The organism is Neoroseomonas terrae (assembly GCF_018129025.1).
Classification (GTDB): Bacteria; Pseudomonadota; Alphaproteobacteria; order Acetobacterales; family Acetobacteraceae; genus Neoroseomonas; species Neoroseomonas terrae.
The window spans coordinates 51340-75888 of sequence record NZ_JAAEDI010000013.1 but is presented as its reverse complement, the minus strand read 5'-3'; the positions used below and the strand labels follow the sequence as shown (position 1 = coordinate 75888).

Here is a 24549-nt window from a genome sequence, read left to right as displayed (position 1 = left end):
TTTGTGCATTGCAGCGAGTGCGGCGCAGCAATGCCGACAGGCCGGGATTCTGTCCAATGGATTTATTCGAAGAATTCGATCGAACCGGTCGATTTGACGGATCGGATCAATTTTTGGCGCGGCGTATGGCGGTGGGTGGCCGGCGGTAGGTCTCGGCGAAGACGGCGTTGAAACGGCGCAGGCTGCCAAAGCCGGCGCGGGCGGCGATCTCGGTCATCGGCAGGTCGGTGCCATCCAGCAGGCGCTTGGCCCGCTGCACCCGGAGCGTTCGCGCGAGCTGCGCAGGGCTGGCGCCGAGATGGCGCTGGAACAGGCGCGAAAGGTGCCGCCCGCCCACGCCGACCCGCGCCGCCAGCGCTTCCATCGAGCCGCCATCCTGGTCGAGCGCACCGTCCTCGATCAGGCGGAGCGCCCGCGCGACCGTGGTGCGGGATCCGTTCCAGGCCGGGGAGAAGGGCGCGGTCTCCGGCCGGCACCGCAGGCAGGGTCGGAAGCCGTCGATCTCGGCGGCAGCGGCGGAGGGGTAGAAGCGGACGTTGCGCGGCTGCGCGGGCCGGACCGGGCAGACGGGGCGGCAGTAGATGCGGGTCGTCCGCACGCCGGTGAAGAAGCGCCCGTCATAGGCGGGATCGCGGCCGACCCGGGCGCGTTCGCATTCTTCGGCATCGAGCATGGCCATTCTCCGCACGCGTTGGGGACGGAGTCCGGATCCGGCGAGCCCGTCTCCCCGGCCCGCACTACCTCTGGCGCGACGGAAGAAGAAAGCCACGATGACGACATTCGACAATGCGCCGCGCGAGACCGCCGGCTTCTTCGGCTGGCGCGTGGTCTGGGGCGCCTTCACGGTGGCGGTGCTGGCATGGGGCGTCGGCTTCTACGGGCCGTCGGTGTTCCTGCATGTGCTGCATGACGGGCGGGGCTGGCCGGTTTGGGTCATCTCCGCGGCGATCACTTGGCACTTCCTGCTTTCAGCCGGGATCGTGGCGCGGCTGCCGGCGCTGCATCGCCGCTTCGGCCTGGTCGCGGCGACGCAGGCGGGCGGGGTGCTCGCCGGGTTGGGTGTCGTGGCCTGGGCGCTGGCGCCGGCGGCCTGGATGCTGTTCCCGGCGGCGGTGCTCAGCGGGGCGGGCTGGGCGCTGACGAGCGGTGCGGCGATCAACGCCATGGTGGCGCCTTGGTTCGACCGGAAGCGGCCGATGGCGCTGTCGATGGCCTTCAACGGCGCGAGCGTCGGCGGCGTGCTGTTCGCGCCGCTCTGGGCGCTGCTGATCGGGGGACTGGGCTTCCCGGCGGCGGCGGCGCTGCGGGGCGCGATCATGGCCGGTGCGGTGTGGTGGATCGCGGCGACGCTGCTGCGGCCGACGCCGGCATCGCTCGGGCAGCGGCCTGATGGCGCGGCGGCGGAGGCCGTAGGGACGGCCGGCGCCACGGCAGCGGACCGGCCGGCGCTGCCTGCCGGGCGGGCGGTCTGGCGCGACGGGCGGTTCCGCTCGCTCTCGGTGGCCTTCGCGCTGGGGCTTTTCGCGCAGATCGGGCTGATCGCGCATCTGTTCTCGCTGCTGGTCGCAGCACTCGGCGAAGTCGGTGCCGGGGCCGCGGTCAGCCTGACCACCGCCTGCGCCGTGGTGGGGCGGTCGCTGCTCGGGCGATTGCTGGGCGAGGCCGATCGACGCCGGGCCGCGGCGCTGAACTTCGCGGTGCAGGTCGCCGGCTCGGCGGCGTTCCTCGCGGCGGGCGGGACGTCGGCGCCGCTCCTGCTGCTCGGCTGCGTCCTGTTCGGGCTCGGCGTGGGCAACCTCATCTCGCTGCCGCCGCTGATCGCGCAGCGGGAATTCGCGCGCGGGGATGTCGGGCGGGTCGTGGCCCTGGTGACGGCGACGAACCAGGCCGTCTTCGCCTTCGCGCCGGCGCTGTTCGGCCTGTTGCAGGACCTGTCGGGGTCGCGCGGCGCGTCGATCCTGCTCGCCCTGGCGGTGCAGGCCGCGGCGGCGATGGTGGTGATGCGTTGGCGGGATCGCGCGACGACGCCGTTCCCGGTCTGATCGGGCGGTGCCGGTGGGGGGATGGTCTTGGCGGATCGGCGGGCTTAGGCTCCCGACGAAGAGCGGCTGTCCGAGCCAAGGCCGCCGTCGGGGAGGCACGCCACAGACCGCTGGAGATCAGCATGCGCGTTGGCGTCTTCCTGTTTCATGAATCCCGCAACCCCGGCGCCGATGCCCAGGTCATCCACGAGGCGGTGCGCGAAGCGCAACTCGCCGAGGCGGAAGGCATGGATGCGGTCTTCCTCGCCGAGCATCATTTCGACGGCAACTGTGCCTATGTCGATCCGCCGACCATGGCGGCCGCGCTGGCGATGGCGACGACGCGCATCAAGATCGGCTTCGCGGTGCTGCAATCCTCGCTCTACCACCCGCTGCGGATGGCCGAGCAGATCGCGCTGATCGACAATCTGTCGAAGGGCCGGCTGATCGTCGGCCTCGGCCGCGGCAGCATGGTGAACCTGCACGAGTACAAGGGATATCAGGTCGACCCGGCGAGCGCGCAGGAGCGCTTCGAGGAGATCGAGAAGATCCTGTTCCAATGCTGGTCCGGCGAACCCGTGAAGCACGAAGGCAAGTACTGGAACATCGACATCCCGATGCTCCGCCCGCTGCCTTTCACGAAGCCGCATCCGCCCGTGCTGCGGTCCGTGGCGTCGGAAGCGTCACTGGTCGGCCAGGCCAGGCAGGGGCGGCCGGTGATCATGGCGGCGGCGACGGCCGCCGGTGCCGCGCACAACATCGACGTCTACCGCAAGGCGGCGAGCGAGGCTGGGATCAGCGATGCCGGGATCGACCGCGCGATCGCCGAGTCCTGGGTGTCGCGGACGGCGATCATCGCGCCGACGGATGAGGAAGCGCAGAACGTCGGCATGCCGTATTTCCGGCAGATGCAGCAGTATCGCGCGGCGCAGAGCTCGGCCTTCGAGCAGCGGGCGGCGGACCAGAACAAGGCCGCTGCGCCGCCGCTGCAATGCGGGTCCCCGGCGACGGTGATGGAGGATTTCACGACGCTGGCGGCGACGGGGATCGGCGGGGTGAGTGTCCGCTTCCGCACCGGGCCGATGCCGGCGGAGTTCTCGGCGCGGGCGCTGAAGCTGTTCATGAAGGAGATTGCGCCGCGGGTCAGGCAGGAGGTCCGCGCGCCCGCCTTCGCCTGACCGGCTCACGCGCGGAAATGTTGCGAAGGGCCTGAATATTTCGTTATCGTTCTGATTGAGCGATAACGAAAGGCCGTTCGATGGCCCTCCGCATCCTGGGCGTTGGCGTGCTGCTGGCCGGCTGCGCGGCGTCCGCGCCCCAGGGCGTGTCCGTTTCGCCGGACGACTACCTCGCAGCGATCCGCGGCAACACGCTGGTCGGGTCGGGCGGCGGCAACAACTGGCGCATTCATGTCGCGGAGGACCTGACGCGGCGCGGCGTCGTCTTCATGCCCCGCGGACAGATGGCAATGACGGGCCGGTTCTACGCGGGCAGCGATGGAGTCTGTTCAGTGGCGCCGGAGGTACGCAATGGCGAAGCCCGCTGCTCCCGGATGTACCGCCAAGGGGACGTCTTCGAAGCCGTCCATGGTGGCGTGGTGGAAAGCATGACGCGGATTGTCCCAGGCAATCCATACGGGCTGTAGCGATCGCTACCGCCGCAACTCCATCTGGATCGGGCCCTCGCGCTCGCCCCGCGCGAACTGATCCACCATGGCGTTGCCGGTGTCGCCGAGGACTGCCGCCGATCCGGTCCAGACGATCTTTCCCCTGTGCAGCATCGCCGCGTCGTCGCCGATGCGCCGCGCGCTGGCCATGTCGTGCGTGATCGAGACCGCTGTCGCACCCAGCCGCTTCACCACATCCACGATCAGCCCATCGATCACCGCGCCCATGATGGGGTCGAGGCCGGTCGTCGGCTCGTCGAAGAAGATGATGTCGGGCTGTGCCGCGATGGCGCGTGCGAGGCCGACGCGCTTCTGCATGCCGCCAGAGAGTTCCGAGGGCGCGAGATCGCCGACCGAGGCGGCGAGGCCGACCTGCGCCAGCACCTCCGCCGCCTTGTCGCGCGCCTTGGCCCGCGTGATGCGCTTCTGCGCCAGCAGCTTGAAGCACACATTCTCCCAGACCGGCAGGCTGTCGAACAGCGCGCCGTTCTGAAACAGCATGCCGATGCGGTCGTTCAGTGCCTCGCGGTCCCGGCGCGACATGGCGAGGATGTCCTGGCCGTCGATCTCGATGGTCCCGGCATCGGGCGTGATCAGGCCGAGGATGCATTTGATGGTGACGGATTTGCCGGAACCGGAACCGCCCAGGATGACCATGCCGTGGCCGGCCCGGATATCGAGGTCGACGCCGTCCAGCACGCGCTTCTCACCAAAGGCCTTGGACAGGCCGCGCAGGCGGATCTTCGGGGTATCGCCGCTCATCGCGCGAAGAACATCTCGGTCAGGATGTAGTCGAAGGCGAGGATGAGGATGGAGGAGGCGACCACCGCCGTCGTCGTCGCCGCGCCCACGCCCTGCGCGCCGCCGCGCGAATTGTAGCCGCACCAGCAGCCCATCAGCGTGATGACGAAGCCGAAGACGGCGGCCTTCACCAGACCCGAGACGACGTCCATCACCTGCAGGAAATCCATCGTCGCCTTGAGATAGCCGGCCGAGTTGAAGCCGAGCTTCGTCGTCCCGATCAGCCACCCGCCCATGACGCCCAGTATGTCCGCGACCAGCACCAGGAAGGGCATGGCGAGCACGCCGGCGAGCAGGCGCGGCGTGACCAGGTACTTCATCGGGTTGGTGGACAGCGTGGTCAGCGCGTCGATCTGGTCGGTCACGCGCATCGTGCCGATCTCGGCGGCGAAGGAGGCGCCGATGCGCCCGGCGACCATCAGCGACGCGATGACCGGGCCGAGCTCGCGCGTGATGGACAGCACCACCACATTCGCAACGGCCCCTTCGGCATTGAAGCGCGCGAAGCCGGTATAGGATTGCAGCGCCAGCACCATGCCCGTGAAGATCGCGGTGAGCGACACGACGGGCAGCGAGAAATAGGCGATCTCGACGAGCTGGCGCAGGAACAGCCGCCAGTAGAACGGCGGCCGCACCAGATGGGACAGGCCCTCCAGCGCGAAGAGCGCCAGCGCACCGACCGTCCGGCAGGCCGAGAGAACGGCACGGCCGAGCGCCGCGACGGGGTTCAGCACCAGATCCAACCGCTCAGCCCCGCCGATACTCACGCGCATAGCGCGCGCCGAGGCTGGTGAGCACCTCATAACCGATCGTGCCCGCGCGGGCGGCAACCTCATCGGCGCTGCACCCGTCGCCGCCGATCAGCGTCAGGCGGTCGCCCGCGGCGATCTCCGGCAAGTCGGTCACGTCGAAGGTGGTCAGATCCATGGATACTCGCGCCACGAGGGGAACCGACCGGCCGCGGAAATCGGCGACGGCGCGGCCGGACAGGCTCCTCAGGTAGCCATCCGCATAGCCAACGGCAACCGTTGCGATGCGCGTGGGGCGCGGGGCGGACCAGGTGGCGCCGTATCCGACGGGGGTGCCGGCGGGGATGTCCCGCACCTGAAGCACCGGGGCGTCGAGCCGCAGGACCCCGCGCATCGGGTTCGGATGGTCCGGCGTCGGGTTGATGCCGTAGAGCGCGCAGCCCGGCCGGGCGAGGTCTGAGGCGAAGCCCGGTCCGAGGAAGAGGCCGGAGGAGTTGGCCAATGAACGGCGCATGGCGGGCAGCCCCGCGCAGGCCGCCGCGAAGCGGGTTGCCTGGGCCGCGTTCATCAGGTTGCCGGGTTCGTCCGCGCAGGCGAGATGCGTCATCACATAGAGGAGATCGAGCCCGGCGAGCAGGCCGTGGTCCTGAGTGACGCGCGCGAGTTCGCCGGCATCGAGGCCAAGCCGCGCCATGCCGGTATCGACATGGAGGATGGCGCGACGCGCCACGCCGGCCACGCGCGCCGCCGCGGCATGGGCAGTGACGTCGCCAAGGGAATTCAGCACCGGCGTCAGCGCCGCGTCCCCGTCCGCGCCGGGCGCGAAGCCACCGAGTACGCCAATCATCGGGCCGGCGCCGAGTGCCGCGCGGAGCGCCATGCCTTCGGCCGGCAGGGCGACGAAGAAATGCCGGCAGCCGGCATCGCGCAATGCGCGACCGACCTCGGCGGCGCCCAGGCCGTAGCCATCGGCCTTCACGACGCCCGCCACCGCGCCAGGCGCGCCGCGCGCGGCGAGATCCCGCCAGTTCGCGACGATGGCCGGCAGGTCGATGGTCAGCGTGGCCTTCATCCAAGAGCCTTGCTGTAGAGCAGGAAGCCGGCATGCGTCGCGACGCGGTCGTAGAGAAGGCGCGCCGTCGCGTTGGTCTCATGCGTGTGCCAGTAGACGCGCTCCGCGCCCTTGGCCTTTGCGTGCGCGTAGAGCGCTTCGATCAGCGCGCGGCCGACGCCGCGGCCGCGCAGGTCGGGCGCGGCGAACAGGTCCTGGAGGTAGCAGGTGCTACCCGCCAGGATGGTGTTGCGGTGGAAGATGAGATGGGCGAGGCCGACGAGGCGCCCATCGACCTCCGCCACCAGGCAGTCCATCGGTTCCAGCGCATCGAAGAAGCGGGCCCAGGTCACGCGGGTGATCGCCTCGGCCGGTGCCGTCGCGCCTTCGCGGCCGTAGAAGGCGTTGTAGCCGAGCCAGAGCGGCAGCCAGGCGTCGTAATCCTCCGGCCGTGCCGGCCGGACCGTGGGTGCGTCAGTCATGATGCTCGTCATGATGGGTGTCGAGGTCGCCGAAGCGGGTGAACTCCGCCTCGAAGAACAGCTTGATCGTGCCGGTCGGGCCGTGGCGCTGCTTGGCGATGATCAGCTCCGCCTTGTTGTGCGCCATCTCCATGTCCTTCTGCCACTTGTCGACAGCCTCGTGGAACTTCTCCGGATTGTCGAAGGTCAGTTCCTTGGGCGCGCGCTGGGCGAGATAGTAGTCGTCGCGATAGACGAACATGACGGAGTCCGCGTCCTGTTCGATCGAGCCGGATTCACGAAGGTCGGAAAGCTGCGGCCGCTTGTCCTCCCGCGATTCCACGGCGCGCGAGAGCTGCGACAGCGCGATCACCGGGATCGACAATTCCTTCGCGATCGCCTTCAGCCCCTGCGTGATCATCGAGATTTCTAGCACGCGGCTTTCCGGCCGCGTTCCCGCAGCGGGGCGCATGAGCTGGAGGTAGTCCACGACGACCAGATCGAGTCCCTTGGTGCGCTTCAGCCGCCGGCAGCGCGTGCGCAGCGCGGAGATGGTGATGGCCGGCGTGTCGTCGATCCACAGCGGCAGGGCGGCGATGTCGCGGCTGACCTCCACGAACCGGTCGAAGTCGCGCTGGCCGATCTCGCCACGCCGGATGCGGTCGCCGGAGATGCGTGATTCCTCGGACAGCAGACGGGTCGCGAGCTGGTCGGCGCTCATTTCCAGGGAGAAGATCGCGCAGCCGCCCCTGGGCACGGCGTTGGGGTCCTTCTCGCGCGCCTCGCGCAGGATGGCCTTGGCGGCGCCGAAGGCGATCTTGGTCGCGAGCGCTGTCTTGCCCATGCCGGGCCGCCCCGCGACGATCATCAGGTCCGACGGATGCAGGCCGCCCATCTTGGCATCGAGGTCGCGCAGCCCCGTGCTCAGGCCGGACACGCCGCCCGGCGTGCTGAAGGCCTTCTCGGCATGCTGGACCGCGATGGTCAGCGCGCGTTCGAAGGAGACGAAGCCGCCATCCCCCGCGCCGCCTTCCTTCGCCAGGTCGAACAGCGCCTGTTCCGCCGATTCGAGCTGCTGCTTCGCGTCGAGTTCCGGTTCCGCGCCGAAGGCGCGGTTCACCACGACCTCACCGAGGTCGATCAGTTGCCTCCGCAGGTACGCGTCGTAGATGACCTTGCCGTACTCGCCGGCATTGATGATGCCGACCATCGCCGAGAGGAGCTGCGCGAGGTAGCCGGGGCCGCCGGCTTCCGCGAGCAGGCCCGAATGCTCGAATTCCGCCCGCAGGGTGACGACGTCGGCAAGCTGGCCTGCCTCCACCCGCCGTTGGATGGCCTGGTAGATGCGGCCATGGATCGAATCGGCGAAGTGTTCGGCGGCGAGGAACTCGGAGACCCGTTCATAGGCCTTGTTGTTGGCGAGCAACGCGCCGAGCAGGGCCTGCTCGGCCTCCAGATTGGCCGGCGGCAGGCGTTGGGACAGGCCGAGCAGGCCGTCCTGGTGTGGCGTTGCGTCGAAGCTGTTCATCGTCGGGCAGTGTAGCGCGGCGGCGCGAGTCTGGCGCGGGGGGAGGGCCTGTGGATGGCGGTGGATAACGGGGGTGATTGAAAAAGGGCTCTCCACACCTCGCCGTCGGCAAGGGCCGGAAGGCCTTCGGAACCTTGACCCGGCGCCGGTTCCTATCGGCGCGTCAGAAGTCTGTATTCGATTCCTGCGGAACGACTTTTCGCGAGCCCGAGCGGCCCTACGTGACCCCTGCCGTCATTGTCTGGCCGGCGGCCCAGAGCCAGCCTCCCGGCGCACGGATGAACACGCAAAGCGACCGGTAGCGGCCGCTTACCCTTCGCTCGCCAGTCCTGAATTCGTCGTCGATCAGGACGGTGGCCACCGCGACACCGTCAATCAACCTGACGTCGAGATCGGTAAAGCGCTGCTGGGCGAACACCACCTTCCCGGACGTGCAGTAGGTTTCGAGATAGGCGGTCTTGTCGAAGGTCCGGCCGCCCGCATTGACGTAGACGAAGTCGCCATGGATCAGCCTGCCCAGGTCCCCGGCCTCCCGCGCGACGAGGGCTTGTGCCTTAGCTTCCAACAGGCGCCGTATGTCATCCGTTGCGGTCACGCCGGCGCCGATGCCCGTTCCGCCTCCAGCATGTAGTCGCGTGCCAGCGGCAGCGCGTCCACGCGGCGAGCGAGCTGCACCTGCCAGTTCATGTGGCCCATGCAGCGGAAGGACAGTTCCGCCCCGGCCAGGTAGAATTCGAACATCCGGCAGAAGCGTTCGTCGGTCAGGCTGGCGATGGCGTCGCGATTGCCGGCGAAGCGGGCGCGCCAATGGGCGATCGTCATCGCGTAATGCAGGCGCAGGACCTCGAGGTCGGTGACCCACAGCTTCGCCTTCTCGATCGCCGGCAGCACCTCGGACAGGGCGGGGGAATAGCCCCCGGGGAAGATGTATTTCGCGAGCCACGGATTGGTGGAACCCGGCCCGTCGGAGCGCCCGATGGCGTGGATCAGCGCGACGCCGTCCTCCTTCATCGCGCCGCGGATTGTGCTGAAGAAGCGGCGGAAATGGTCGATGCCGACATGCTCGAACATGCCGACCGAAACGACCCGGTCGACCGGCGTGGCCCAGCGGCGGTAGTCCATCATCTCGAAGCGAACGCGGTCGGTGAGGCCCGCCTCCTCGGCGCGCTGGCGGGCGACGGCGAGCTGTTCTTGCGAAAGCGTGATGCCGGTGACGCGCGCCCCCCAGTCCCGCGCTAACGTGAGGGCCATGCCGCCCCAGCCGCAGCCGATGTCGAGCACCTCGAGGTCGGGCCGGTCGAGCTTCAGCTTCGCGGCGATATGGCGCTTCTTCGCGACCTGCGCTTCTTCCAGCGTCTCGCTGCCGGTAGCGAAGTAGGCGCACGAATATTGCCGGTCGCGGTCGAGGAAGAGCGAATAGAGCCGGCCGTTCAGGTCGTAATGATGGGCGACGTTGCGTCGCGACCGGCCGGCGGGGTTGAGCTGGTCGAAGCGCCGCCGGAACAGTCGGAGGAGCTCCATCACGCGCTCGGCCGGATGGGTGCCGCCCTCCATCATGTTGAGGACGAGCAGCTCGAGCAGGGCGAAGATGGAGCAGCCCTCGGGCCGGATCTCGCCGGCCATGTAGCCTTCGCCCAGCGCCAAAGCGGGGTTGAAGGTCATGCCGCGGAGGGCGCGGCGGGTGGTAATTCGCATCGCGGCCCGGGGGCCCGGCCCGCCGCGATACTCCCGCACGGTCCCGTCGGGGAAGGTGACGGTCAGGTGGCCGTGGCGGATCAGACGCGTCAGAGCAAGGTGGAACAGCATGCAAGCTCCTCCTGGCATGGAGGAAGCATTGCAGACCCGGCATGTCTCCGAAAAGACCCGATTGCCGCATGGCAGGGTCGGCCGGGTCGTTTCGCTGCAGGATCGCGCCGCCCGGACAGGGGCACGCTTCGCGTTGCCGTGCGGGGAGGGCCCGTCGCCGCCGGATAGGGGGGTCGTGCCCCCTATCCGGGTCTTATGCTCAGCGGTCGGCGTCGGCCTGGCCGGCGGCCAGCTCGGCCGCGAGCTCGGCCTCGAGGCTCGCCGCCTCGGCCTCGTCCTCGTCCTCGACGCGCTCGCCGCGCGCCTGCTTCTCGGCTTCCTCGACCGACCGGGCGACGTTGACCGTCACTGGGATCGAGACCTCCGGGTGCAGGGCGACCTGCACGGTGGCGAGGCCGACCGACTTGATCGCGTGGCCGAGCAGCACCTGGTCGCGGCCGACGGTCAGGCCCGCCGCGGTGCAGCCCTCGGCGATGTCGCGGGTCGAGACGGAGCCGTAGAGCGCACCGCTCTCACCCGCCTGGCGGATGATGGTGATCGTCAGGCCGTGGACGCGCTCGCCGACGCGCTCGGCTTCCTCGCGGCGCTTGATGTTCTGCGCTTCCAGCTGGGCGCGCTCGCGCTCGAAGCGGGCGAGGTTGTCCTTGTTGGCGCGGATCGCCTTGCCCGAGGGGAGCAGGAAGTTGCGCGCGTAGCCGGGACGGACCTTCACCAGCTCGCCCATCTGGCCGAGCTTGTCGACGCGCTGCATCAGGATGAGTTCGATCATGTTGTGCCTCCGGGCGGGCTCGTGCGCCGCCCCCATTGCTCGTAGAAACCGAAGGCCGTCACCGCGATGGCGGCCGGCACGCTGAGGATGACTAGCCCGACGTAGAAGGTGCCGAGCATGAACTGGCGGCCAGGCCGCCCGATCGAGCGGCGGTGCACCGCGGCGATGCCCTGCAGGAAAACCGGCAGGAGCAGCAGCAGCAGGACCGACAGCAGGACGACGTCGCCGTCCCCGCCGAAGGCGAGCCAGACGGCCGCGCCGATGCCGGGCAGGACAGGGTACCAGCCGGGCAGCCGCACCGTGCTCCAGCGCGGCGTCGGCGCCAAAGCGAGGCCGCTCCGCGCCAGGGCCGACTGCACCGCCGCACCGTTGACCGAGAGCGAGACCGCCGCCCAGAAGCCGAGGGCCGCAGCCATCACCTGCACCAGTGGCTGCACCGGCACCTGCGCCGGGGATGAGCCCATGCGGGCCAGCCCGTCGACGACAGCGGCGCGGATAGCCCCTTCAAGCCCGTCGGGCGCGCCCGAGAGGGCGAAGCCGGCCAGGATGACGAGGATGGCCGGCCAGATCCCGAGCACCGCGAGCGGCGGCCCGGGGTCGATGCGCCCCTGGCGGTAGCCGAAGGCGACCATCAGCAGCGCCGGTGCGGCGAAGGCGCCGAGGAACACCGCTGCCGGCAGCATGCCGGCCAGCGCGACGTGGATCAGCGCCCCGATCGCGGCCGCCGTCGCCATGGCGCCCGAGCCGAAGCCCAGCCCCGCGGCGAAGAGCGGCAGCGGCGTCAGCCAGAAGGCCGCGAAGCCGAGCGGCAGGCCGCGCATGGCCCATAGCGAGAGGATGGCGGCGGTAAGACCCGCCGCCATTCCCGCCAGCCAACGCGGATTGCCGAGCACGCTGCCCATGGCCGATAGCCCCGGTCCCTACGAGATCAGTCGTTGATGACGTAGGGCAGCAGCGCCAGGAAGCGGGCGCGCTTGATGGCCTGGGCCAATTCGCGCTGCTTCTTGCCGGACACCGCCGTGATGCGGGACGGGACGATCTTGCCGCGCTCGCTCAGGAAGCGGGACAGCAGGCGGACGTCCTTGTAGTCGATCTTCGGCGCCTGCGGCCCGGAGAAGGGGCAGGACTTCTTGCGCCGGTAGAAGGGGCGGCGCGCGCCGACGGCCGGGCGACGGCCAGCGGGGGTCAGGTCGGTCGATTCGGACATGCTGGCTTACTCCTCGGCCCCGCCGGGGCCATCCATCTCGTCCCGCGGGCGGGCACGGAATTCCTCGCGGTCGTCGCTGCGCTCACGGCCGCCGCGGCCGGAGCCGAACCGGCCAGCCGGGCGCGGGCCACGGAAGCCGCGGTCGCGCTCACGGTCGTCGCCGCGCTTCGCGAGAACGGCGGAGGGCGCTTCGTCGATCGCCTCGACGCGGATCGTGAGCGAGCGCAGCACGTCCTCGTTCAGGCCGAGCTGACGCTCGACTTCCGGCAGGGCGGTGCCCGGCGCGTCGATACCGAGGAGCATGTAATGCGCCTTGCGGTTCTTCTTGATCTTGTAGGCGAGGCCGCGCAGGCCCCAGTACTCGCGCTTCTTCACCTCGCCGCCGCCCTCGGTGATGAGGGTCGCGACCTGCTCGGCGATCGCCTCGACCTGCTGCTGGGTGACGTCGTTGCGCGCGATGAACACGCATTCATAGAGCGGCATGTGATCTCCCTGTGGCTGTCTCAGCCCTGGCTCCGGAATGGAGCGCGCAAACGGGCATAGCCGGGCGCTTGCCTTGCGCCCGGCAGGGGAGGGGGGCGTAAAGCACGGGTCTGCGCCGATTTCAAGGACGAAACCGAAAGCGGGCGGGACTCAGCCGTCCGCTCAGATGGCGTCTCCGGGGACAAGTCTGGCGCGGCGGGCCGGTAGGAATGGATGCGTGGCGCAGCGGCCGACTGCAACTGCGCCCCCATTCTACCAAGGCGACCTGTTCGCGCTGATCCTCTGGCCCCACCTGTCCCGTTAGAAACCGGGCTCGCGGATCGCCTTGGACAGCGCCAGGAGTTCGGGGTCGTCCGCGCCGATCCGGCGTGTCCGGCCCTCAGGGTCTTCAGGGCGAAAGCCCGTGCATAACCGGAGATCGCTTTGTAGTCCGCATTGTGCGGGTGGGCGAGGAAGCCCGGCCGAGCCTTCGCCTGCGTTGCAGCAGTCCCGACATCGCGTATGGAACGTCCCGGCGATATAGGCGGCCCGCCGTTGACAACCGCGTGCCCGCGCCGCAATCCGCCCATCCAGATCGACTGACACAACACGGAAACGCGCAGACATGGCTACCGCCTTCGTCTTCCCCGGCCAGGGCAGCCAGGCCGTCGGCATGGGCCGCGACCTCGCCGAAGCCTTCCCCGCCGCCCGCCACGTCTTCCAGGAAGTGGACGACGCGCTGTCCCAGAAGCTCTCGAAGCTGATGTGGGAAGGCCCGCAGGAGGAGCTGACACTCACGGCCAACGCCCAGCCGGCGCTGATGGCGCATTCGCTGGCCGTGGTGCGTGCGCTGGAGGCGGAGGGCGGATTCGTGCTCGCCGAGCGGGTCGCGTTGGTCGCCGGGCACTCGCTCGGCGAGTACAGCGCGCTGACTGCGGCCGGCGCCTTCGACATCGCGACCGCCGCCCGGCTGCTGCGCCTACGCGGGGAGGCGATGCAGAAGGCGACGCCGGCGGGCACGGGCGCCATGGCCGCGCTGCTCGGAGCCGAGCTCGAGCAGGCGCGGGCCATCTGCGAGAAGGCCGCCGCCGACCCCGAGACGGGTGTGGCGGAGGTGGTCGAGGCTGCCAACGACAATGGCGGCGGGCAGGTGGTGATCTCCGGCGCCAAGGCGGCGGTGGAACGGGCGATCGAGATCGCGAAGGCGGAGGGCGTGAAGCGCGCCATGCTGCTGCCGGTTTCCGCCCCCTTCCATTGCGCGCTGATGGCGCCGGCGGCGGATGCGATGGCCGAGGCGCTGGCGAAGGCCGAGCTGCGCGCGCCGCTGGTGCCGGTGGTGGCGAACGTCACCGCCGCCAAGGCCAGTGAGCCGGCCGAGATCCGTGACCTGCTGGTGCGCCAGGTGACCGGCACGGTGCGCTGGCGCGAATGCGTGGCCGCCATGGCCGCGATGGGCTGCGACCGGTTCGTCGAGACCGGCGCGGGCAAGGTGCTGACCGGGCTGATGAAGCGCAACGCGCCGGAGGCGACGGCGCTCGCCATCGGCTCGCCGGCGGATGTCGAAGCCTTCCTGAAGTCGCTCTGAGGAGACCAACGCGCATGTTCGACCTGACCGGCAAGACCGCCCTCGTCACGGGTGCCACGGGCGGCATCGGCGAGGCCATCGCGACGGCGCTGCACAGGCAGGGTGCGACGGTCGCGATCACTGGGCGGCGGGAGGCGGAGCTCGCCCGCGTTGCGGAGGCGCTGGGCGGCGCGCGCGTGATCGTCGCGCCGGCCGACCTGTCCGACCCCGCGGCGCCGGCCGCGCTGGTCGAGAAGATCGAGGGCGAGGCCGGCGGCCTCGACATCCTGGTGAACAATGCCGGCTTCACGCGCGACATGCTGGCGCTGCGCATGGGCGACAGCGACTGGAACGCAGTGCTGGAGGTCGACCTGACCGCGCCCTTCCGCCTGGCGCGCGCGGCGCTGCGCGGGATGATGAAGAAGCGGACGGGCCGGATCGTCTCCATCGCGTCGATCGTCGGCGTCACGGGCAATGCGGGGCAGGCGAACTACGCGGCGGCGAAGGCCGGGCTGATCGGCATGTCGAAGTCGCTGGCGCAGGAAGTCGCGACGCGCGGCGTGACCGTGAACGTGGTCGCGCCGGGCTTCGTGAAGACGGCGATGACCGATGTGCTGGGCGATGCGCAGAAGACCGCGCTGCTGTCGCGCATCCCGACGCAGCGCATGGGCTCGCCGGAGGATATTGCGGCGGCGGTCGTGTACCTGGCGTCGAACGAGGCAGGCTGGGTCACGGGCCAGACCATCCATGTGAATGGCGGGATGGCGATGGTCTGACGCGCCGCGTCGCGGATCTGCGTGACCAATTCGTCACGCAACCGCGACCGCGCCGGCATGTTTCAGGTCTGCCGCGGTGGCGCCGCCGGCATGATCGGAGACTGCCGATGTCCAAGATGTTCGAGGCCGTGGCGCAATGGGCGGGCCACCGGGCCGGCTGCGCCTCGACCTTCCTCGGCGCCCTCGCGCTGATCCTGGTATGGATGCTCTCGGGGCCGTTCTTCGGCTTCTCGGATACCTGGCAGCTCATCATCAATACGAGCACGACCATCGTCACCTTCCTGATGGTGTTCCTGATGCAGAACACGCAGAACCGCGACACGCGCGCGCTGCAGCTGAAGCTCGATGAGCTGATCCGCGCCACGCAGGGCGCGGAGGACCGGATGATCTCGCTCGAGGACAGCACCGAGGAGCAGCTCGACGTCGTGAAGCGGCGCTTCGACACGCTGCGGGATTCGGCACCCGGCGCGCGCTGATGCCTAGCGCCGCTTTTGCCCTTGCATTGCCGGGATCGATTCGCGTATCCGCAGCGCCCTCGGCGGAACTCCCTCCGCCGGGATTTCGTGTGTCACCCATGTCGCCGACAGCGCCTCGCATCGTCGTCGCCTGCAATACCGCCGGATCAATGCCCGGACGGAAACTGCGGCTGCGCGATGGGCTGTTCGGCTCAGCGAAGCCGCAACCCGTCCTCGCCTGACACACCCGCGGCGCCTCCGGCGCCGCCTTCTCCCCTGGACTACGACAATCTGGAGTATCCCCATGCGTCGCTCCGACCCGCTGGAGGCGTCTGCGCGCGAACTGGCCACGGCGGCCGGTATCGACCCCGAGGCGCGCATCCCTAACCCCGACAAGCCCGGCAAGACCATGCCGACCTGGACGCAGTTCCGCGACGCCGCGCGGGATGCGCGGCGCGATGCGGCGAAGGCGCGCGAGGCCGAGATCATGGCTGCGCAGCCGGCGGCCTATCGCGATGCGCCGCTGCATGTCTTCGGTGAGCACGAACCGATCACCGTCGAGCAGATGCGCAACTGCCTGCGTGTCGGCAACACGGTTGCCGCGACGCTGTGCGCGGACGGGCATCTCGGCTACGCGCAGCCCGTCGGCGGCGTCATCGCGTATGAGGGCCAGGTCAGCATCTCCGGCGTCGGCTTCGACATCGGCTGCGGCAACCTCGCGGTGCGGCTCGACATGCCGGCCGCGCGGATCCGCGAGAGCGTGCCCGACATCCTCGCCGGCATCCGGCGGACGATCTCCTTCGGTGTCGGCCGCGTGAATGCCGCGCGCGTCGAGCATGAGGTGCTGGACGACAACGAGGCGTGGCACGCTTCGGGCATGCGCGACTATCGCCAGAAGGCGGTGGCGCAGCTCGGCACGGTCGGCTCGGGCAACCACTATGTGGACCTGTTCGAGGACGAGGCCGGCTTCGTGTGGATCGGCGTGCATTTCGGGTCGCGCGGGCTGGGGCACACCTCCGCCACGCGATACCTGAAGGCGGCCGGCGGGCGGGATGGCATGCATGTGCCGCCGACGGTGGTCGATGAGGGGTCCGAACTCGGCGAGCGCTACATCGCCGCGATGGAGCTTGCCGGCCGCTACGCCCATGCCGGGCGGGAATGGGTGGTGGAGCGCGTGCGCGCGATCGTCGGCGGCGTCGTCACGGACAGCGTGCACAACCACCACAACTACGCCTGGAAGGAACGGCACGGCGACCGCGACCTGTGGGTGGTGCGCAAGGGGGCGACGCCGGCCTTCCCAGGCCAGCGCGGCTTCGTCGGCGGCTCGATGGGCGACGACGCGGTGATCCTGGAAGGGGTGGAGAGCGAGGCGTCGCGCGCCGCGCTCTACTCCACCATCCATGGCGCCGGTCGCGTGACGAGCCGCAAGGAGGCGCATCGCCGCTTCACGCGGGACCAGATGCGCGACTGGCTGCGGGAACGCGGCGTGCTGCTCTCGGGCGGCGATGTCGATGAAAGCCCGATGGCCTATCGTCGTCTGCCGGATGTGCTGGCGGCGCAGGGCGATACGGTGCGGGTGCTGCATCGCCTGCGGCCCTTCGCCGTCGCGATGGCGGGAGCGGGCGAGTTCGATCCCTTCAAGGATTGAGCGTGATCCGGGGCGGGTGCCATGCCCGCCCCGGTGCCGCCGCTACTCCAGCCGGATGTTCGCCTCGCGGATGAAGGCGGTCCAGCGCGTGGTCTGTTCGTCGAAGAACGTCGCGAACTGCTCAGGTGTGTTCTGCCGCGCCTGCAGTTCCAGGCTGCGCAGCCGTTCGGCAACCGCGGGCGTCGCCAGCGTCTCGTTCATCAGGCGGTTGAGCCGCACGATCACGTCCGGCGACGTGCCCTTCGGCACGAACACGCCGTTCCATTCATAGGTCTCGAAGCCCGGCAGCGTGTCCGACAGCGCCGGCAGGTCGGGCAGGGCGGCGAGCCTCTCGCGCCCGGTGTGGCACAGCGCCTTCAGGGCGCCGGCGCGCACCTGCGGGATCGCGGTGTCGGCATTGCCCAGGTAGAAGCTGACCTGGCCGGCGATCAGGTCGTTGGTGGCCGGCCCGCCGCCGCGATACGGGACGTGGTTCACCTGGATGCCGGCGCGGCGCGCGAAAAGCTCCATCGACAGGTGCTGCACGCCGCCGCTGCCGGCCGAGGCCCAGTTCTGCGTCCCCGGCCGTGCCTTCGCATCGGCGATCACTTCGGCGACGCTGCGCGCCTGGACCGACGGGTGGGCGAGCATGAGCTGCGGCACGGTGATGGACTGCCACACCGGCATCAGGTCCCGCTTCGGGTCGAAGGTGAGCTGCGGGAACAGCACGGCGGTCGACAGCGGCGTGGTGCCGTAGAGGATCGTCGTGCCGTCGGGTGCGGCCGTCGCGACCGCTGCGCTACCGATCATGCCTGTGGCGCCGGTGCGGTTGTCGATGACGAATTGCTGGCCGGCGCGCTGCGAGGCCTCGGCGAAGAGCACGCGCGCGACGCTGTCCGCCGTGCCGCCCGGCGGCCAGGGGACGATGACGCGCACCGCGCGCGTCGGCCACTCGGCCCCTTGGGCATGGACGCCCGGCGCATGCAGCGCGCCGAGACTGGCCGCTGAGACCAGCATCCGGCGGGACAGCATGCCCGCCTTGTCATTGCCATTCATTGTCGTTTCCTCCTGGGTCGTCTGGCGCGGCGGTTCCCGCCGTCAGGATCTGTGCCGGCGGTAGAAGGGCGTCTTGCCGCAGGTCATGAAGGCATGGTCGGCCGAGAAGAGGTCCGCATAGTGCAGGACGTAGGCCTCGAAGCTGCTGCCGTGGAATGGCGCGTTGGTGGCGTGCGTCGCGACCGTGCTGACGATGCCGTGGGCGAAGCCGAGATCCTTCAGCAGCATCGCGCCGATCACGCCATGCGGCAGTTCCCCGGCAAGCTGCGAGTACATCGCGCCGCCATCCTTGCGGACATAGAGCAGCGGCTTGTCGACATCATGCAGGATGAGGATGGGGACCAGCACCTCGAGGTCGATCCTGTCGCCCCAATCGGCCGCCGCGCGCTTCGCGAGGTCGATGCCCGTGCGCGTCACGTCGTTGACGTGCGACATCAGCGGATAGTCCGGGGCGTCCGGCGTGAAGGGCATTGCCTCCAGCGTGTCGTAGGGGCTGGAGGCCCAGGCGCTGACCCAGGCGGTGACGATGTCGGTGCGCAGGGCAGGGGATACGAGGTCGAGGCCGAACAGCCATTGCTCGACCGCTTCGCGCCGCCAGTTGCTGCCGCGGTCGATCGTATAGGGCGCCATGCCGTTTCCCCTTGTTATCCGCGGGAGGCTAACGCCGCCTGCCTGGCCCGGCCAGTGGCGGCGGGGAGGCAGCCTGCTACGGTTGCGGCCGCAGCCATGAGGAACGATCGATGAGCGTCAGCCTGCAACGCTGGGGCAGCTTCCATGTCGGCGGTCGCGAGGTGCGTGTCGCTGGGGAAGCGGTGCGCGAGGTGCTGTACACGCCCGGCAGTGCGCCGGCTCGGCTGGATCCGAATGGCACCTACCTGGTCGGCGGGATGTATGCGCAGTTCATGCTGCCGGAGCCGCGGCGCGGCGCCGTGCCGCTGATGCTGTGGCACGGCGGCGGGCTCACGGGTGCGTGCTGGGAGACGACGCCCGACGGGCGCGAGGGCTGGCAGCACTTCTTCCTGCGCCAGGGGTGGGAGGTCGTGGTCGGCGATGCCGTCGAGCGCGGCCGCGCCGGCTGGACGCGCATCCCGGAGGAGACGGGCGGCGCGCCGGTCGTCGGGCCGCTCGAGAATCCCTGGCTGCGGTTCCGCATCGGGCCGGGCACGCCGCAGGAAGGGCGCGTCTTTCCCGGTCAGCAGTTCCCGTCCGATCCGGAATCCTGGCGCGCCTTCATCCGGCAGAACGTGCCGCGCTTCACCACGACGGATGAGATGATCCTCGCGGCCTATGGCGCGCTGCTCGATCGCGTGGGGCCGTCGGCGGTGGTGGCGCACAGCCAGGGCGGGTTCTTCGGCTGGCGCGCGGCGCAGGAGTGGCCCGACAAGGTGCGCGCGCTGGTGCTGGTGGAACCGGCCTCCGTCGGGCTGGCGGAGAAGGTCGCCGCCCTGCGCGGCGTGCCGGTGCTGATGATCTTCGGCGACTACATCGCGGAGGATGCGCGCTGGCCTACCATCCGCGGCCACGGCGTCGCCTTCGCGGATGCGGTGCGCGCGGCTGGCGGCAGCGTCGATGTGATGGACCTGCCGGCGCGCGGCATCCGCGGCAACAGCCACATGATCATGATGGACCGCAACAGCGACGAGGTTGCGGCGCTGGTGCAGGACTGGCTGGCATCGAAGGGCCTTTGGCGCTGAGCGGGGTCCGCTTCAGTCGATCATCAGGTATCGGAACCACTCGAGCACGTCCGGCTTGCCGCTGACCTCATCGCCGCTGCCGTAGAGGCTGGCGAGGAAGGTGATGCGATGGGTGCCGCTCGGCACCGCCGCGCCGTCGATCCTGCGGCCGCCGGCTGCCAGCGGCTGGCGCGCCAGGACCGGATGGATCGCCTCGTCCGCCAGCCCATAGAACAGGCGCATGGGCGCGGCGTAGTCCCAGAAGGTCGCGCGGTTCGCGGCAAGGCGGCGCAGGAAGGCAGCCACCACATCGGCCGTGAAGCGGTCGAAGAAGCCTTCCGCCAGCAGCGCATCCGGCTTCGGGAACATCGCGGGGTCGATGTCGATGGCCTGCGTGTTCCAGAAGGTCAGGGCCGATGCGCGGAATTGCGTGCGGATCGCGGCGTCGATCAGCCCGCCCATGCCGTACCAGACCTGATAGCTGCCGAGCATCAGCACCATCGCAAGCGTCCCCCAATCCGGCACGGCCGGATAAGGCGTGGCGCTGGCGGGGTAGCTCAGATTGCCGGTCCAGTAGCGCAGCGTCTCGTTCAGGTCGTTGAACGGGCTCGACGCCGCCGCGCCGCGCGCGGTGCGGCCATCGCGCTGCAGCGTCTGCGCCAGCCATTGCGTGTTGAGCGCACCTTGCGACCAGCCATTGAGGAACAGGGGACCGGGCGTGAGGCCGATCTCGCCCAGCCCCGCGAGGCCCGCATCGAGGATGTCTAGGCAGGTCTGCGTCGAGACCTCGCGGACCAGATAGGCCTCGGGCCGATATGCCCCATAGGGGCCCTTGCCGACATAGTCGGCGGCGATCACCGCGAAGCCGTGGGACGCGAGGCGCTGGATGTTGAACAGCGTCTCGGCGGAATCGATGCCGTCGCGCATCACGTAGTCCGCATCGATGACGCGCGTGAGGTTCGACGGTACGGATTCCGCGCCGAAGATGGTGCCATGCTGCCACGACACGACGGGAATGCGGCCCTGCGCGCCCGCCGGCACGGCCAGCAGGCCGGTGATGGGCACGCTCTCGCCCGTGCCGGGCAGGGTCGTCCTGGTCGTGATGAGGCGCAGCACCACGTCGCCCCCCGCGCCCTGCACCATCGGATTGAAGGGGCGCAGCACGTCCCCGGCGTTGAAGGCGGCGTGCCAGGTGGCGACCAGGTTATCCAGCCGTGCCTTCGTCAGCGTGGCTGGCGGGCCGAGTTGCAGCGCCTGCGCGCCGGCTGCCGCGGCCTGCGCCAGTGCGGGCCGCGGCAAGGCCCCCGTGCCGGCGGACAGCATGGCGGCGTGCAGCAGGCGTCGCCGCGTGGGGCGCGGCGCGAAGCTCGTCGGCAGGGTCATGTGCGCGGTCTCCGGCAAAAGATGGCGCGGCGTCCGCGCGTGGCACTATCACGAAGGGCGATGCGTGCTGAGCCTGCCGTCAGCGCGGGGCGGCCGCGCGCGTCAGCCGGTCGTTGATCGCCGCGCCAAGCCCCTCCATCGGCACCGGCATCACGGCGATGCGCGACAGGCCGAGCCGCGCGCCTTCTGCATCCAGCCAGCGCAGCCCCGCAAAAAGCCGCGTCGCCGCTTCCGTCGGGTCGCGCGCGTCGGACATCTGCCAGACCGCGCCGGCGCCCGGCAGAGGCGGGCCGAAGGCGAGCAGCGCCTCATCCGACGCGACCTCCCGTGCCTCGAGCCGTACGGGCAGGGACGGCGCGTAGTGCGACAGCATCATGCCGGGCGAGCGGAGGCTCCGTGATGCGGCAGCGGTGGAGAGCGGGATCGGGCGGGCGACCGGGCCGATCACCGCCTCGATCGCCTCGACCGGCACGCCGCCGTGACGCAGCAGTGCCGCACCGCCGGCGGCGAGGTCGAGCACGCTGCTCTCGACGCCCACCTCGCAGGGCCCGCCATCCAGCACCGCCGCGATCCGGCCGCCGAGCCCGTCCTGCACATGCGCCGCCGTGGTCGGGCTGACCTGGCCGGAGCGGTTCGCCGAGGGGCCCGCCACCGGCACCGCGGCGGCACGCAGCAGCGCGAGCGCGACCGGGTGCGCCGGCACCCGCACCGCCAGCGTGTCGAGCCCCGCGCCTGCCAGCAGGTCCACCCGGCATTCAGGCCGGCGCGGCAGCACCAGGGTCAGCGGGCCGGGCCAGAAGGCCTCGGCCAGCGCGCGGGCGCGGGCGTCCGGCAGCACCTCGGCGAAGGCGGCCTCGGCGTCAGGGAAATGGCAGATCAGCGGGTTGAAATGCGGGCGGCCCTTGGCCTCGAAGACGGCGGCGACGGCGCGTGCGTTCCGTGCATCGGCGCCGAGGCCATAGACCGTCTCGGTGGGGAAGGCGACGAGGTCGCCGGCCCGCAGCAGCGCCGCGGCGCGGTCGGCCTGGTCCGCAGCCAGGCGCAACGTCACGGCTGCCGGCCTTCGCAGACGAAAGCGGCGTTGATCCAGCCGGCCTTGCCGTAGACCAGCGGCCCGCCGCCATCGAGCAGCCGCAGCGTGCCGCCGGCGGCCTCCAGCACTGCCTGCGGCGCCGCGGTGTCCCATTCCATGGTCGGGCCGAAGCGCGGATACAGATCGGCGCTGCCTTCCGCGACGCGGCAGAACTTCTCGGCCGAGCCGATATTCACCACCCGCGCCACGCGCCGCCCCGCCAGGAAGCGGTCCATGCGCGGGTCGTCCTGGTAGTGGTGGCTGCCCATGACGGTGACGCCCTGTTGCGGCACGGCACGGACGGCGATCGGCCGTGTGCCGCCGGCATCGCGCTTCCAGGCGCCGGCGCCGACGCGGCCCCAAAACAATTCCCCGGTCGCCGGGACCGCAACGGCGCCGAGCACCGCCCGGCCATCCTCCACGAGCCCGACATTCACCGTGAAATTGTCGCGTCCGGCGGCGAATTCGCGGGTGCCGTCCAGCGGGTCGACCAGCCAGAAGCGGGTTCCCGGGTCGGTCGGCGCGGTGCCGGCCTCGATCTCCTCCTCCGCGATGACGGGAATGTGCGGCGCGGCGGAGCGCAGCCCCTCGACGATCAGCGCCTCGGCGAGGCGGTCGGCTTCGGTCACCGGGGACCGGTCGGTCTTGCGTTCCACGGCGAATCCCGCGGCACGCACGGCGTTGATCGCGGCGGCGGCCTGGTCGGCGAGGCGCGTGGCGAGGGCGAGCAGGGCATCATCGTCCATGCGGCGGGTGTGGCGCCGCGCTGCCGCCGGGGCAAGCCCCGCCCCTGGCCGCACCGCGCCACGCTGCGTAATGTGGCGGCCACAAACCGCCGCAGCCACGGAGTCATCATGCCCGACATCGCCTTCGTGAAGTCCGCCTTGCCGCGCGCCGGCGCCCTGGTCCTGCCGATGACCGAGGACGCACCGCTCGCCGGCCTCGCGCAGCAGGCCGACGAGGCGACCGGCGGCGCCATCGGGCGCGGGCTGGAGGCGGCGAAGTTCAAGGGCCGCAAGGGCCAGACGGCGACGCTGTGGGCGCCGGGTGCGGGGCTGTCGAAGGTCGTCGCCATCGGGCTTGGCAAGCCGGCGGAACTGCTCGCCGTGGGCGCCGAGGCCGCCGGCGGGTCGATCGCCGGCGCCATCGCGCAGGAGCGCGAGGCGACCGTCGCCGCGGACCAGCTCACCCCCGCGCTCGCTGCCGCCCTCGCGCTGGGCGCGGTGCTGAAATCCTATCGCTTCGACCGTTACCGGACGAAGGAGAAGGAGGAGGACAAGCCGAAGATCGAGCGCATCGCCCTCGCCGTGTCCGACGTCGCGAAGGCCAAGGCCGCCTTCGCCCCGATGCAGGCAGTGGCGGACGGCGTCTTCCTCACCCGCGACCTGGTCTCCGAGCCGCCCAACGTGCTGACGCCGGTGGAATGCGCGGAACGCTGCAAGGCGCTGACGAAGCTCGGCGTCGAGGTCGAGATTCTCGGTCCGAAGGATATGAAGAAGCTCGGCTTCGGCGCGCTGCTCGGCGTCGCGCAGGGCAGCGCGGAGGAACCGCGCATGGTGGTCATGACGTGGAACGGCGCGTCCAAGGGCAAGAAGGCAGGCAAGCCGGTCGCCTTCATCGGCAAGGGCGTGACCTTCGACACCGGCGGCATCTCCATCAAGCCGGCCGGCGGCATGGAGGACATGAAGTGGGACATGGCCGGCGCCGGCACGGTGATCGGGCTGATGGCCGCCCTCGCGGGCCGCAAGGCGAAGGCGGATGTCGTCGGCATCGTGGGCCTGGTCGAGAACATGCCCTCCGGCACCGCGCAGCGGCCGGGCGACGTGGTGACGACCGCCTCCGGCCAGACGGTCGAGGTGATCAACACCGACGCCGAGGGGCGCCTCGTCCTCGCCGACGTCATCCACTACTGCATCGAGAAGCACGACCCGCGACTGATGGTCGATCTGGCGACGCTCACAGGTGCGATCATCATCGCGCTCGGCCACGAGCATGCCGGGCTGTTCAGCAACGACGACACGCTGGCCCAGCGCATCGAGGCCGCCGGGCGCATGGTGGGCGAGGCGGCGTGGCGCATGCCGCTCGGCGATGCCTATGACAAGCAGATCCGGTCCGACATCGCCGACATGAAGAATGTCGGCGGCCGGCCGGGCGGGTCGATCACCGCGGCGCAGTTCATCCAGCGCTTCGTGCAGGGGCGGCCCTGGGCGCATCTCGACATCGCCGGCACGGCCTGGACCACGAAGGACACGCCGACCGCACCGAAGGGCGCGACCGCCTATGGGGTGCGGCTGCTGGATCGGATGGTGGCGGAGCATTACGAAGGGTGATGGCACACGCCGGAGAGGGGCGCCGCCCCTCTCCGGACCTCACCCCGCCAAAGGCCGAAGGGCCTTTGGAAACCATCACCTGGCGCCGGGCC

26 protein-coding genes are annotated in these 24549 nt (G+C 70.3%); 9 read left to right on the top strand and 17 right to left on the bottom strand.

Annotation, left to right across the window (positions count from 1 at the left end; genetic code table 11):
• Nucleotides 1–106: 106 nt before the first annotated feature.
• Entirely contained in the window at nt 107–673 is a 567-nt protein-coding gene (locus tag GXW78_RS13275) for a bifunctional transcriptional activator/DNA repair enzyme AdaA (protein ID WP_211869301.1), read from the bottom strand.
• A gap of 97 nt (nt 674–770) precedes the next feature.
• Here GXW78_RS13275 and GXW78_RS13270 point away from each other — a divergent pair, with 97 nt between their 5' ends.
• The 3 genes from GXW78_RS13270 (at nt 771) to GXW78_RS13260 (ending at nt 3666) form a co-directional block, all read left to right on the top strand.
• Nucleotides 771–2042 carry an MFS transporter gene (locus tag GXW78_RS13270; protein WP_211869300.1) on the top strand — a complete coding sequence of 424 codons (1272 nt, stop codon included), beginning with the start codon at nt 771–773 and terminating at the stop codon, nt 2040–2042.
• Nucleotides 2043–2164: 122 nt separating this feature from the next.
• Nucleotides 2165–3199, top strand: a complete 1035-nt coding sequence (locus GXW78_RS13265; RefSeq protein ID WP_211869299.1) for an LLM class flavin-dependent oxidoreductase — start codon at nt 2165–2167, stop codon at nt 3197–3199.
• 80 nt (nt 3200–3279) lie between these two features.
• Nucleotides 3280–3666, top strand: coding sequence for a hypothetical protein (locus GXW78_RS13260; protein WP_211869298.1), 387 nt, complete (start codon nt 3280–3282; stop codon nt 3664–3666).
• Between the two features lie 6 nt (nt 3667–3672).
• On the opposite strand, the gene GXW78_RS13255 is transcribed toward GXW78_RS13260, so the two are convergent.
• The 11 genes from GXW78_RS13255 to rpsF all read right to left on the bottom strand — a co-directional run bounded on the left by GXW78_RS13255 (nt 3673) and on the right by rpsF (nt 12542).
• Complete coding sequence (locus GXW78_RS13255; RefSeq protein ID WP_211869297.1) at nt 3673–4449, bottom strand: ABC transporter ATP-binding protein; 777 nt, start codon at nt 4447–4449, stop codon at nt 3673–3675.
• Nucleotides 4446–5231, bottom strand: coding sequence for an MlaE family ABC transporter permease (locus GXW78_RS13250; RefSeq protein WP_211869403.1), 786 nt, complete (start codon nt 5229–5231; stop codon nt 4446–4448). The genes GXW78_RS13255 and GXW78_RS13250 overlap by 4 nt, the downstream gene beginning before the upstream one ends.
• A gap of 4 nt (nt 5232–5235) precedes the next feature.
• Nucleotides 5236–6309: an alanine racemase gene (gene alr, locus GXW78_RS13245; protein ID WP_211869296.1), complete on the bottom strand. Its 1074-nt coding sequence runs from the start codon at nt 6307–6309 to the stop codon at nt 5236–5238.
• Nucleotides 6306–6770, bottom strand: coding sequence for a GNAT family N-acetyltransferase (locus GXW78_RS13240; protein WP_211869295.1), 465 nt, complete (start codon nt 6768–6770; stop codon nt 6306–6308). Before GXW78_RS13240 ends, alr begins: the two co-directional genes overlap by 4 nt.
• Nucleotides 6763–8277 carry a replicative DNA helicase gene (locus GXW78_RS13235; RefSeq protein WP_211869294.1) on the bottom strand — a complete coding sequence of 505 codons (1515 nt, stop codon included), beginning with the start codon at nt 8275–8277 and terminating at the stop codon, nt 6763–6765. The genes GXW78_RS13240 and GXW78_RS13235 overlap by 8 nt, the downstream gene beginning before the upstream one ends.
• 217 nt (nt 8278–8494) lie before the next feature.
• Nucleotides 8495–8872, bottom strand: coding sequence for a nuclear transport factor 2 family protein (locus GXW78_RS13230; RefSeq protein WP_211869293.1), 378 nt, complete (start codon nt 8870–8872; stop codon nt 8495–8497).
• A complete protein-coding gene (locus GXW78_RS13225; RefSeq protein WP_211869292.1) occupies nt 8869–10083 on the bottom strand; it encodes an SAM-dependent methyltransferase in 1215 nt (404 codons plus the stop codon). Before GXW78_RS13225 ends, GXW78_RS13230 begins: the two co-directional genes overlap by 4 nt.
• A gap of 199 nt (nt 10084–10282) precedes the next feature.
• Nucleotides 10283–10852 (bottom strand): 50S ribosomal protein L9, encoded by a 570-nt coding sequence (gene rplI, locus GXW78_RS13220; RefSeq protein ID WP_211869291.1) that lies wholly within the window; start codon nt 10850–10852, stop codon nt 10283–10285.
• Nucleotides 10849–11754, bottom strand: a complete 906-nt coding sequence (locus tag GXW78_RS13215; RefSeq protein ID WP_211869290.1) for a hypothetical protein — start codon at nt 11752–11754, stop codon at nt 10849–10851. The genes rplI and GXW78_RS13215 overlap by 4 nt, the downstream gene beginning before the upstream one ends.
• A 26-nt stretch (nt 11755–11780) precedes the next feature.
• Nucleotides 11781–12059, bottom strand: coding sequence for a 30S ribosomal protein S18 (gene rpsR / locus GXW78_RS13210; RefSeq protein WP_198370384.1), 279 nt, complete (start codon nt 12057–12059; stop codon nt 11781–11783).
• A 6-nt stretch (nt 12060–12065) separates the two neighbouring features.
• Nucleotides 12066–12542: a 30S ribosomal protein S6 gene (gene rpsF / locus GXW78_RS13205; RefSeq protein WP_211869289.1), complete on the bottom strand. Its 477-nt coding sequence runs from the start codon at nt 12540–12542 to the stop codon at nt 12066–12068.
• A gap of 604 nt (nt 12543–13146) precedes the next feature.
• Between rpsF and fabD the strand changes: the two genes are divergently transcribed.
• The 4 genes from fabD (at nt 13147) to GXW78_RS13185 (ending at nt 16964) form a co-directional block, all read left to right on the top strand.
• Nucleotides 13147–14106 carry an ACP S-malonyltransferase gene (gene fabD / locus GXW78_RS13200; RefSeq protein ID WP_211869288.1) on the top strand — a complete coding sequence of 320 codons (960 nt, stop codon included), beginning with the start codon at nt 13147–13149 and terminating at the stop codon, nt 14104–14106.
• Between the two features lie 14 nt (nt 14107–14120).
• Nucleotides 14121–14861, top strand: a complete 741-nt coding sequence (gene fabG / locus GXW78_RS13195; RefSeq protein WP_211869287.1) for a 3-oxoacyl-[acyl-carrier-protein] reductase — start codon at nt 14121–14123, stop codon at nt 14859–14861.
• 107 nt (nt 14862–14968) lie between these two features.
• Nucleotides 14969–15337 carry a low affinity iron permease family protein gene (locus tag GXW78_RS13190; protein WP_211869286.1) on the top strand — a complete coding sequence of 123 codons (369 nt, stop codon included), beginning with the start codon at nt 14969–14971 and terminating at the stop codon, nt 15335–15337.
• Between the two features lie 283 nt (nt 15338–15620).
• Complete coding sequence (locus GXW78_RS13185) at nt 15621–16964, top strand: RtcB family protein (protein ID WP_211869285.1); 1344 nt, start codon at nt 15621–15623, stop codon at nt 16962–16964.
• Between the two features lie 42 nt (nt 16965–17006).
• On the opposite strand, the gene GXW78_RS13180 is transcribed toward GXW78_RS13185, so the two are convergent.
• Together GXW78_RS13180 and GXW78_RS13175 are read right to left on the bottom strand one after the other, a co-directional pair.
• Entirely contained in the window at nt 17007–17999 is a 993-nt protein-coding gene (locus GXW78_RS13180) for a Bug family tripartite tricarboxylate transporter substrate binding protein (RefSeq protein WP_211869284.1), read from the bottom strand.
• 42 nt (nt 18000–18041) lie between these two features.
• On the bottom strand, nt 18042–18629 hold the full coding sequence (locus GXW78_RS13175; RefSeq protein ID WP_211869283.1) for an HD domain-containing protein: 588 nt from the start codon (nt 18627–18629) through the stop codon (nt 18042–18044).
• Between the two features lie 110 nt (nt 18630–18739).
• Here GXW78_RS13175 and GXW78_RS13170 point away from each other — a divergent pair, with 110 nt between their 5' ends.
• A complete protein-coding gene (locus GXW78_RS13170) occupies nt 18740–19693 on the top strand; it encodes an alpha/beta fold hydrolase (protein WP_211869282.1) in 954 nt (317 codons plus the stop codon).
• A gap of 12 nt (nt 19694–19705) precedes the next feature.
• Here the strand turns inward: GXW78_RS13170 and GXW78_RS13165 are convergent, their stop codons facing one another.
• The 3 genes from GXW78_RS13165 to cysQ form a co-directional block, all read right to left on the bottom strand.
• Complete coding sequence (locus GXW78_RS13165) at nt 19706–21055, bottom strand: alpha/beta hydrolase family protein (protein WP_211869281.1); 1350 nt, start codon at nt 21053–21055, stop codon at nt 19706–19708.
• 79 nt (nt 21056–21134) lie between these two features.
• On the bottom strand, nt 21135–22106 hold the full coding sequence (locus tag GXW78_RS13160) for an L-threonylcarbamoyladenylate synthase (protein ID WP_211869280.1): 972 nt from the start codon (nt 22104–22106) through the stop codon (nt 21135–21137).
• On the bottom strand, nt 22103–22873 hold the full coding sequence (cysQ, locus tag GXW78_RS13155; protein WP_211869279.1) for a 3'(2'),5'-bisphosphate nucleotidase CysQ: 771 nt from the start codon (nt 22871–22873) through the stop codon (nt 22103–22105). Before cysQ ends, GXW78_RS13160 begins: the two co-directional genes overlap by 4 nt.
• A 108-nt stretch (nt 22874–22981) precedes the next feature.
• Between cysQ and GXW78_RS13150 the strand changes: the two genes are divergently transcribed.
• Complete coding sequence (locus tag GXW78_RS13150; protein ID WP_211869278.1) at nt 22982–24457, top strand: leucyl aminopeptidase; 1476 nt, start codon at nt 22982–22984, stop codon at nt 24455–24457.
• The last annotated feature ends 92 nt before the right edge of the window (nt 24458–24549 follow it).

What these genes read in the sequence shown, in the direction of transcription:
- GXW78_RS13275 (WP_211869301.1), bottom strand. Translation starts at nt 673, where the DNA reads ATGCTCGATGCCGAAGAATGCGAACGCGCCCGGGTCGGCCGCGATCCC.
- GXW78_RS13270 (WP_211869300.1), top strand. Translation starts at nt 771, where the DNA reads ATGACGACATTCGACAATGCGCCGCGCGAGACCGCCGGCTTCTTCGGC.
- GXW78_RS13265 (WP_211869299.1), top strand. Translation starts at nt 2,165, where the DNA reads ATGCGCGTTGGCGTCTTCCTGTTTCATGAATCCCGCAACCCCGGCGCC.
- GXW78_RS13260 (WP_211869298.1), top strand. Translation starts at nt 3,280, where the DNA reads ATGGCCCTCCGCATCCTGGGCGTTGGCGTGCTGCTGGCCGGCTGCGCG.
- GXW78_RS13255 (WP_211869297.1), bottom strand. Translation starts at nt 4,449, where the DNA reads ATGAGCGGCGATACCCCGAAGATCCGCCTGCGCGGCCTGTCCAAGGCC.
- alr (WP_211869296.1), bottom strand. Translation starts at nt 6,309, where the DNA reads ATGAAGGCCACGCTGACCATCGACCTGCCGGCCATCGTCGCGAACTGG.
- GXW78_RS13240 (WP_211869295.1), bottom strand. Translation starts at nt 6,770, where the DNA reads ATGACTGACGCACCCACGGTCCGGCCGGCACGGCCGGAGGATTACGAC.
- GXW78_RS13235 (WP_211869294.1), bottom strand. Translation starts at nt 8,277, where the DNA reads ATGAACAGCTTCGACGCAACGCCACACCAGGACGGCCTGCTCGGCCTG.
- GXW78_RS13225 (WP_211869292.1), bottom strand. Translation starts at nt 10,083, where the DNA reads ATGCTGTTCCACCTTGCTCTGACGCGTCTGATCCGCCACGGCCACCTG.
- rplI (WP_211869291.1), bottom strand. Translation starts at nt 10,852, where the DNA reads ATGATCGAACTCATCCTGATGCAGCGCGTCGACAAGCTCGGCCAGATG.
- GXW78_RS13215 (WP_211869290.1), bottom strand. Translation starts at nt 11,754, where the DNA reads ATGGGCAGCGTGCTCGGCAATCCGCGTTGGCTGGCGGGAATGGCGGCG.
- rpsR (WP_198370384.1), bottom strand. Translation starts at nt 12,059, where the DNA reads ATGTCCGAATCGACCGACCTGACCCCCGCTGGCCGTCGCCCGGCCGTC.
- rpsF (WP_211869289.1), bottom strand. Translation starts at nt 12,542, where the DNA reads ATGCCGCTCTATGAATGCGTGTTCATCGCGCGCAACGACGTCACCCAG.
- fabD (WP_211869288.1), top strand. Translation starts at nt 13,147, where the DNA reads ATGGCTACCGCCTTCGTCTTCCCCGGCCAGGGCAGCCAGGCCGTCGGC.
- fabG (WP_211869287.1), top strand. Translation starts at nt 14,121, where the DNA reads ATGTTCGACCTGACCGGCAAGACCGCCCTCGTCACGGGTGCCACGGGC.
- GXW78_RS13190 (WP_211869286.1), top strand. Translation starts at nt 14,969, where the DNA reads ATGTCCAAGATGTTCGAGGCCGTGGCGCAATGGGCGGGCCACCGGGCC.
- GXW78_RS13185 (WP_211869285.1), top strand. Translation starts at nt 15,621, where the DNA reads ATGCGTCGCTCCGACCCGCTGGAGGCGTCTGCGCGCGAACTGGCCACG.
- GXW78_RS13180 (WP_211869284.1), bottom strand. Translation starts at nt 17,999, where the DNA reads ATGAATGGCAATGACAAGGCGGGCATGCTGTCCCGCCGGATGCTGGTC.
- GXW78_RS13175 (WP_211869283.1), bottom strand. Translation starts at nt 18,629, where the DNA reads ATGGCGCCCTATACGATCGACCGCGGCAGCAACTGGCGGCGCGAAGCG.
- GXW78_RS13170 (WP_211869282.1), top strand. Translation starts at nt 18,740, where the DNA reads ATGAGCGTCAGCCTGCAACGCTGGGGCAGCTTCCATGTCGGCGGTCGC.
- GXW78_RS13165 (WP_211869281.1), bottom strand. Translation starts at nt 21,055, where the DNA reads ATGACCCTGCCGACGAGCTTCGCGCCGCGCCCCACGCGGCGACGCCTG.
- cysQ (WP_211869279.1), bottom strand. Translation starts at nt 22,873, where the DNA reads ATGGACGATGATGCCCTGCTCGCCCTCGCCACGCGCCTCGCCGACCAG.
- GXW78_RS13150 (WP_211869278.1), top strand. Translation starts at nt 22,982, where the DNA reads ATGCCCGACATCGCCTTCGTGAAGTCCGCCTTGCCGCGCGCCGGCGCC.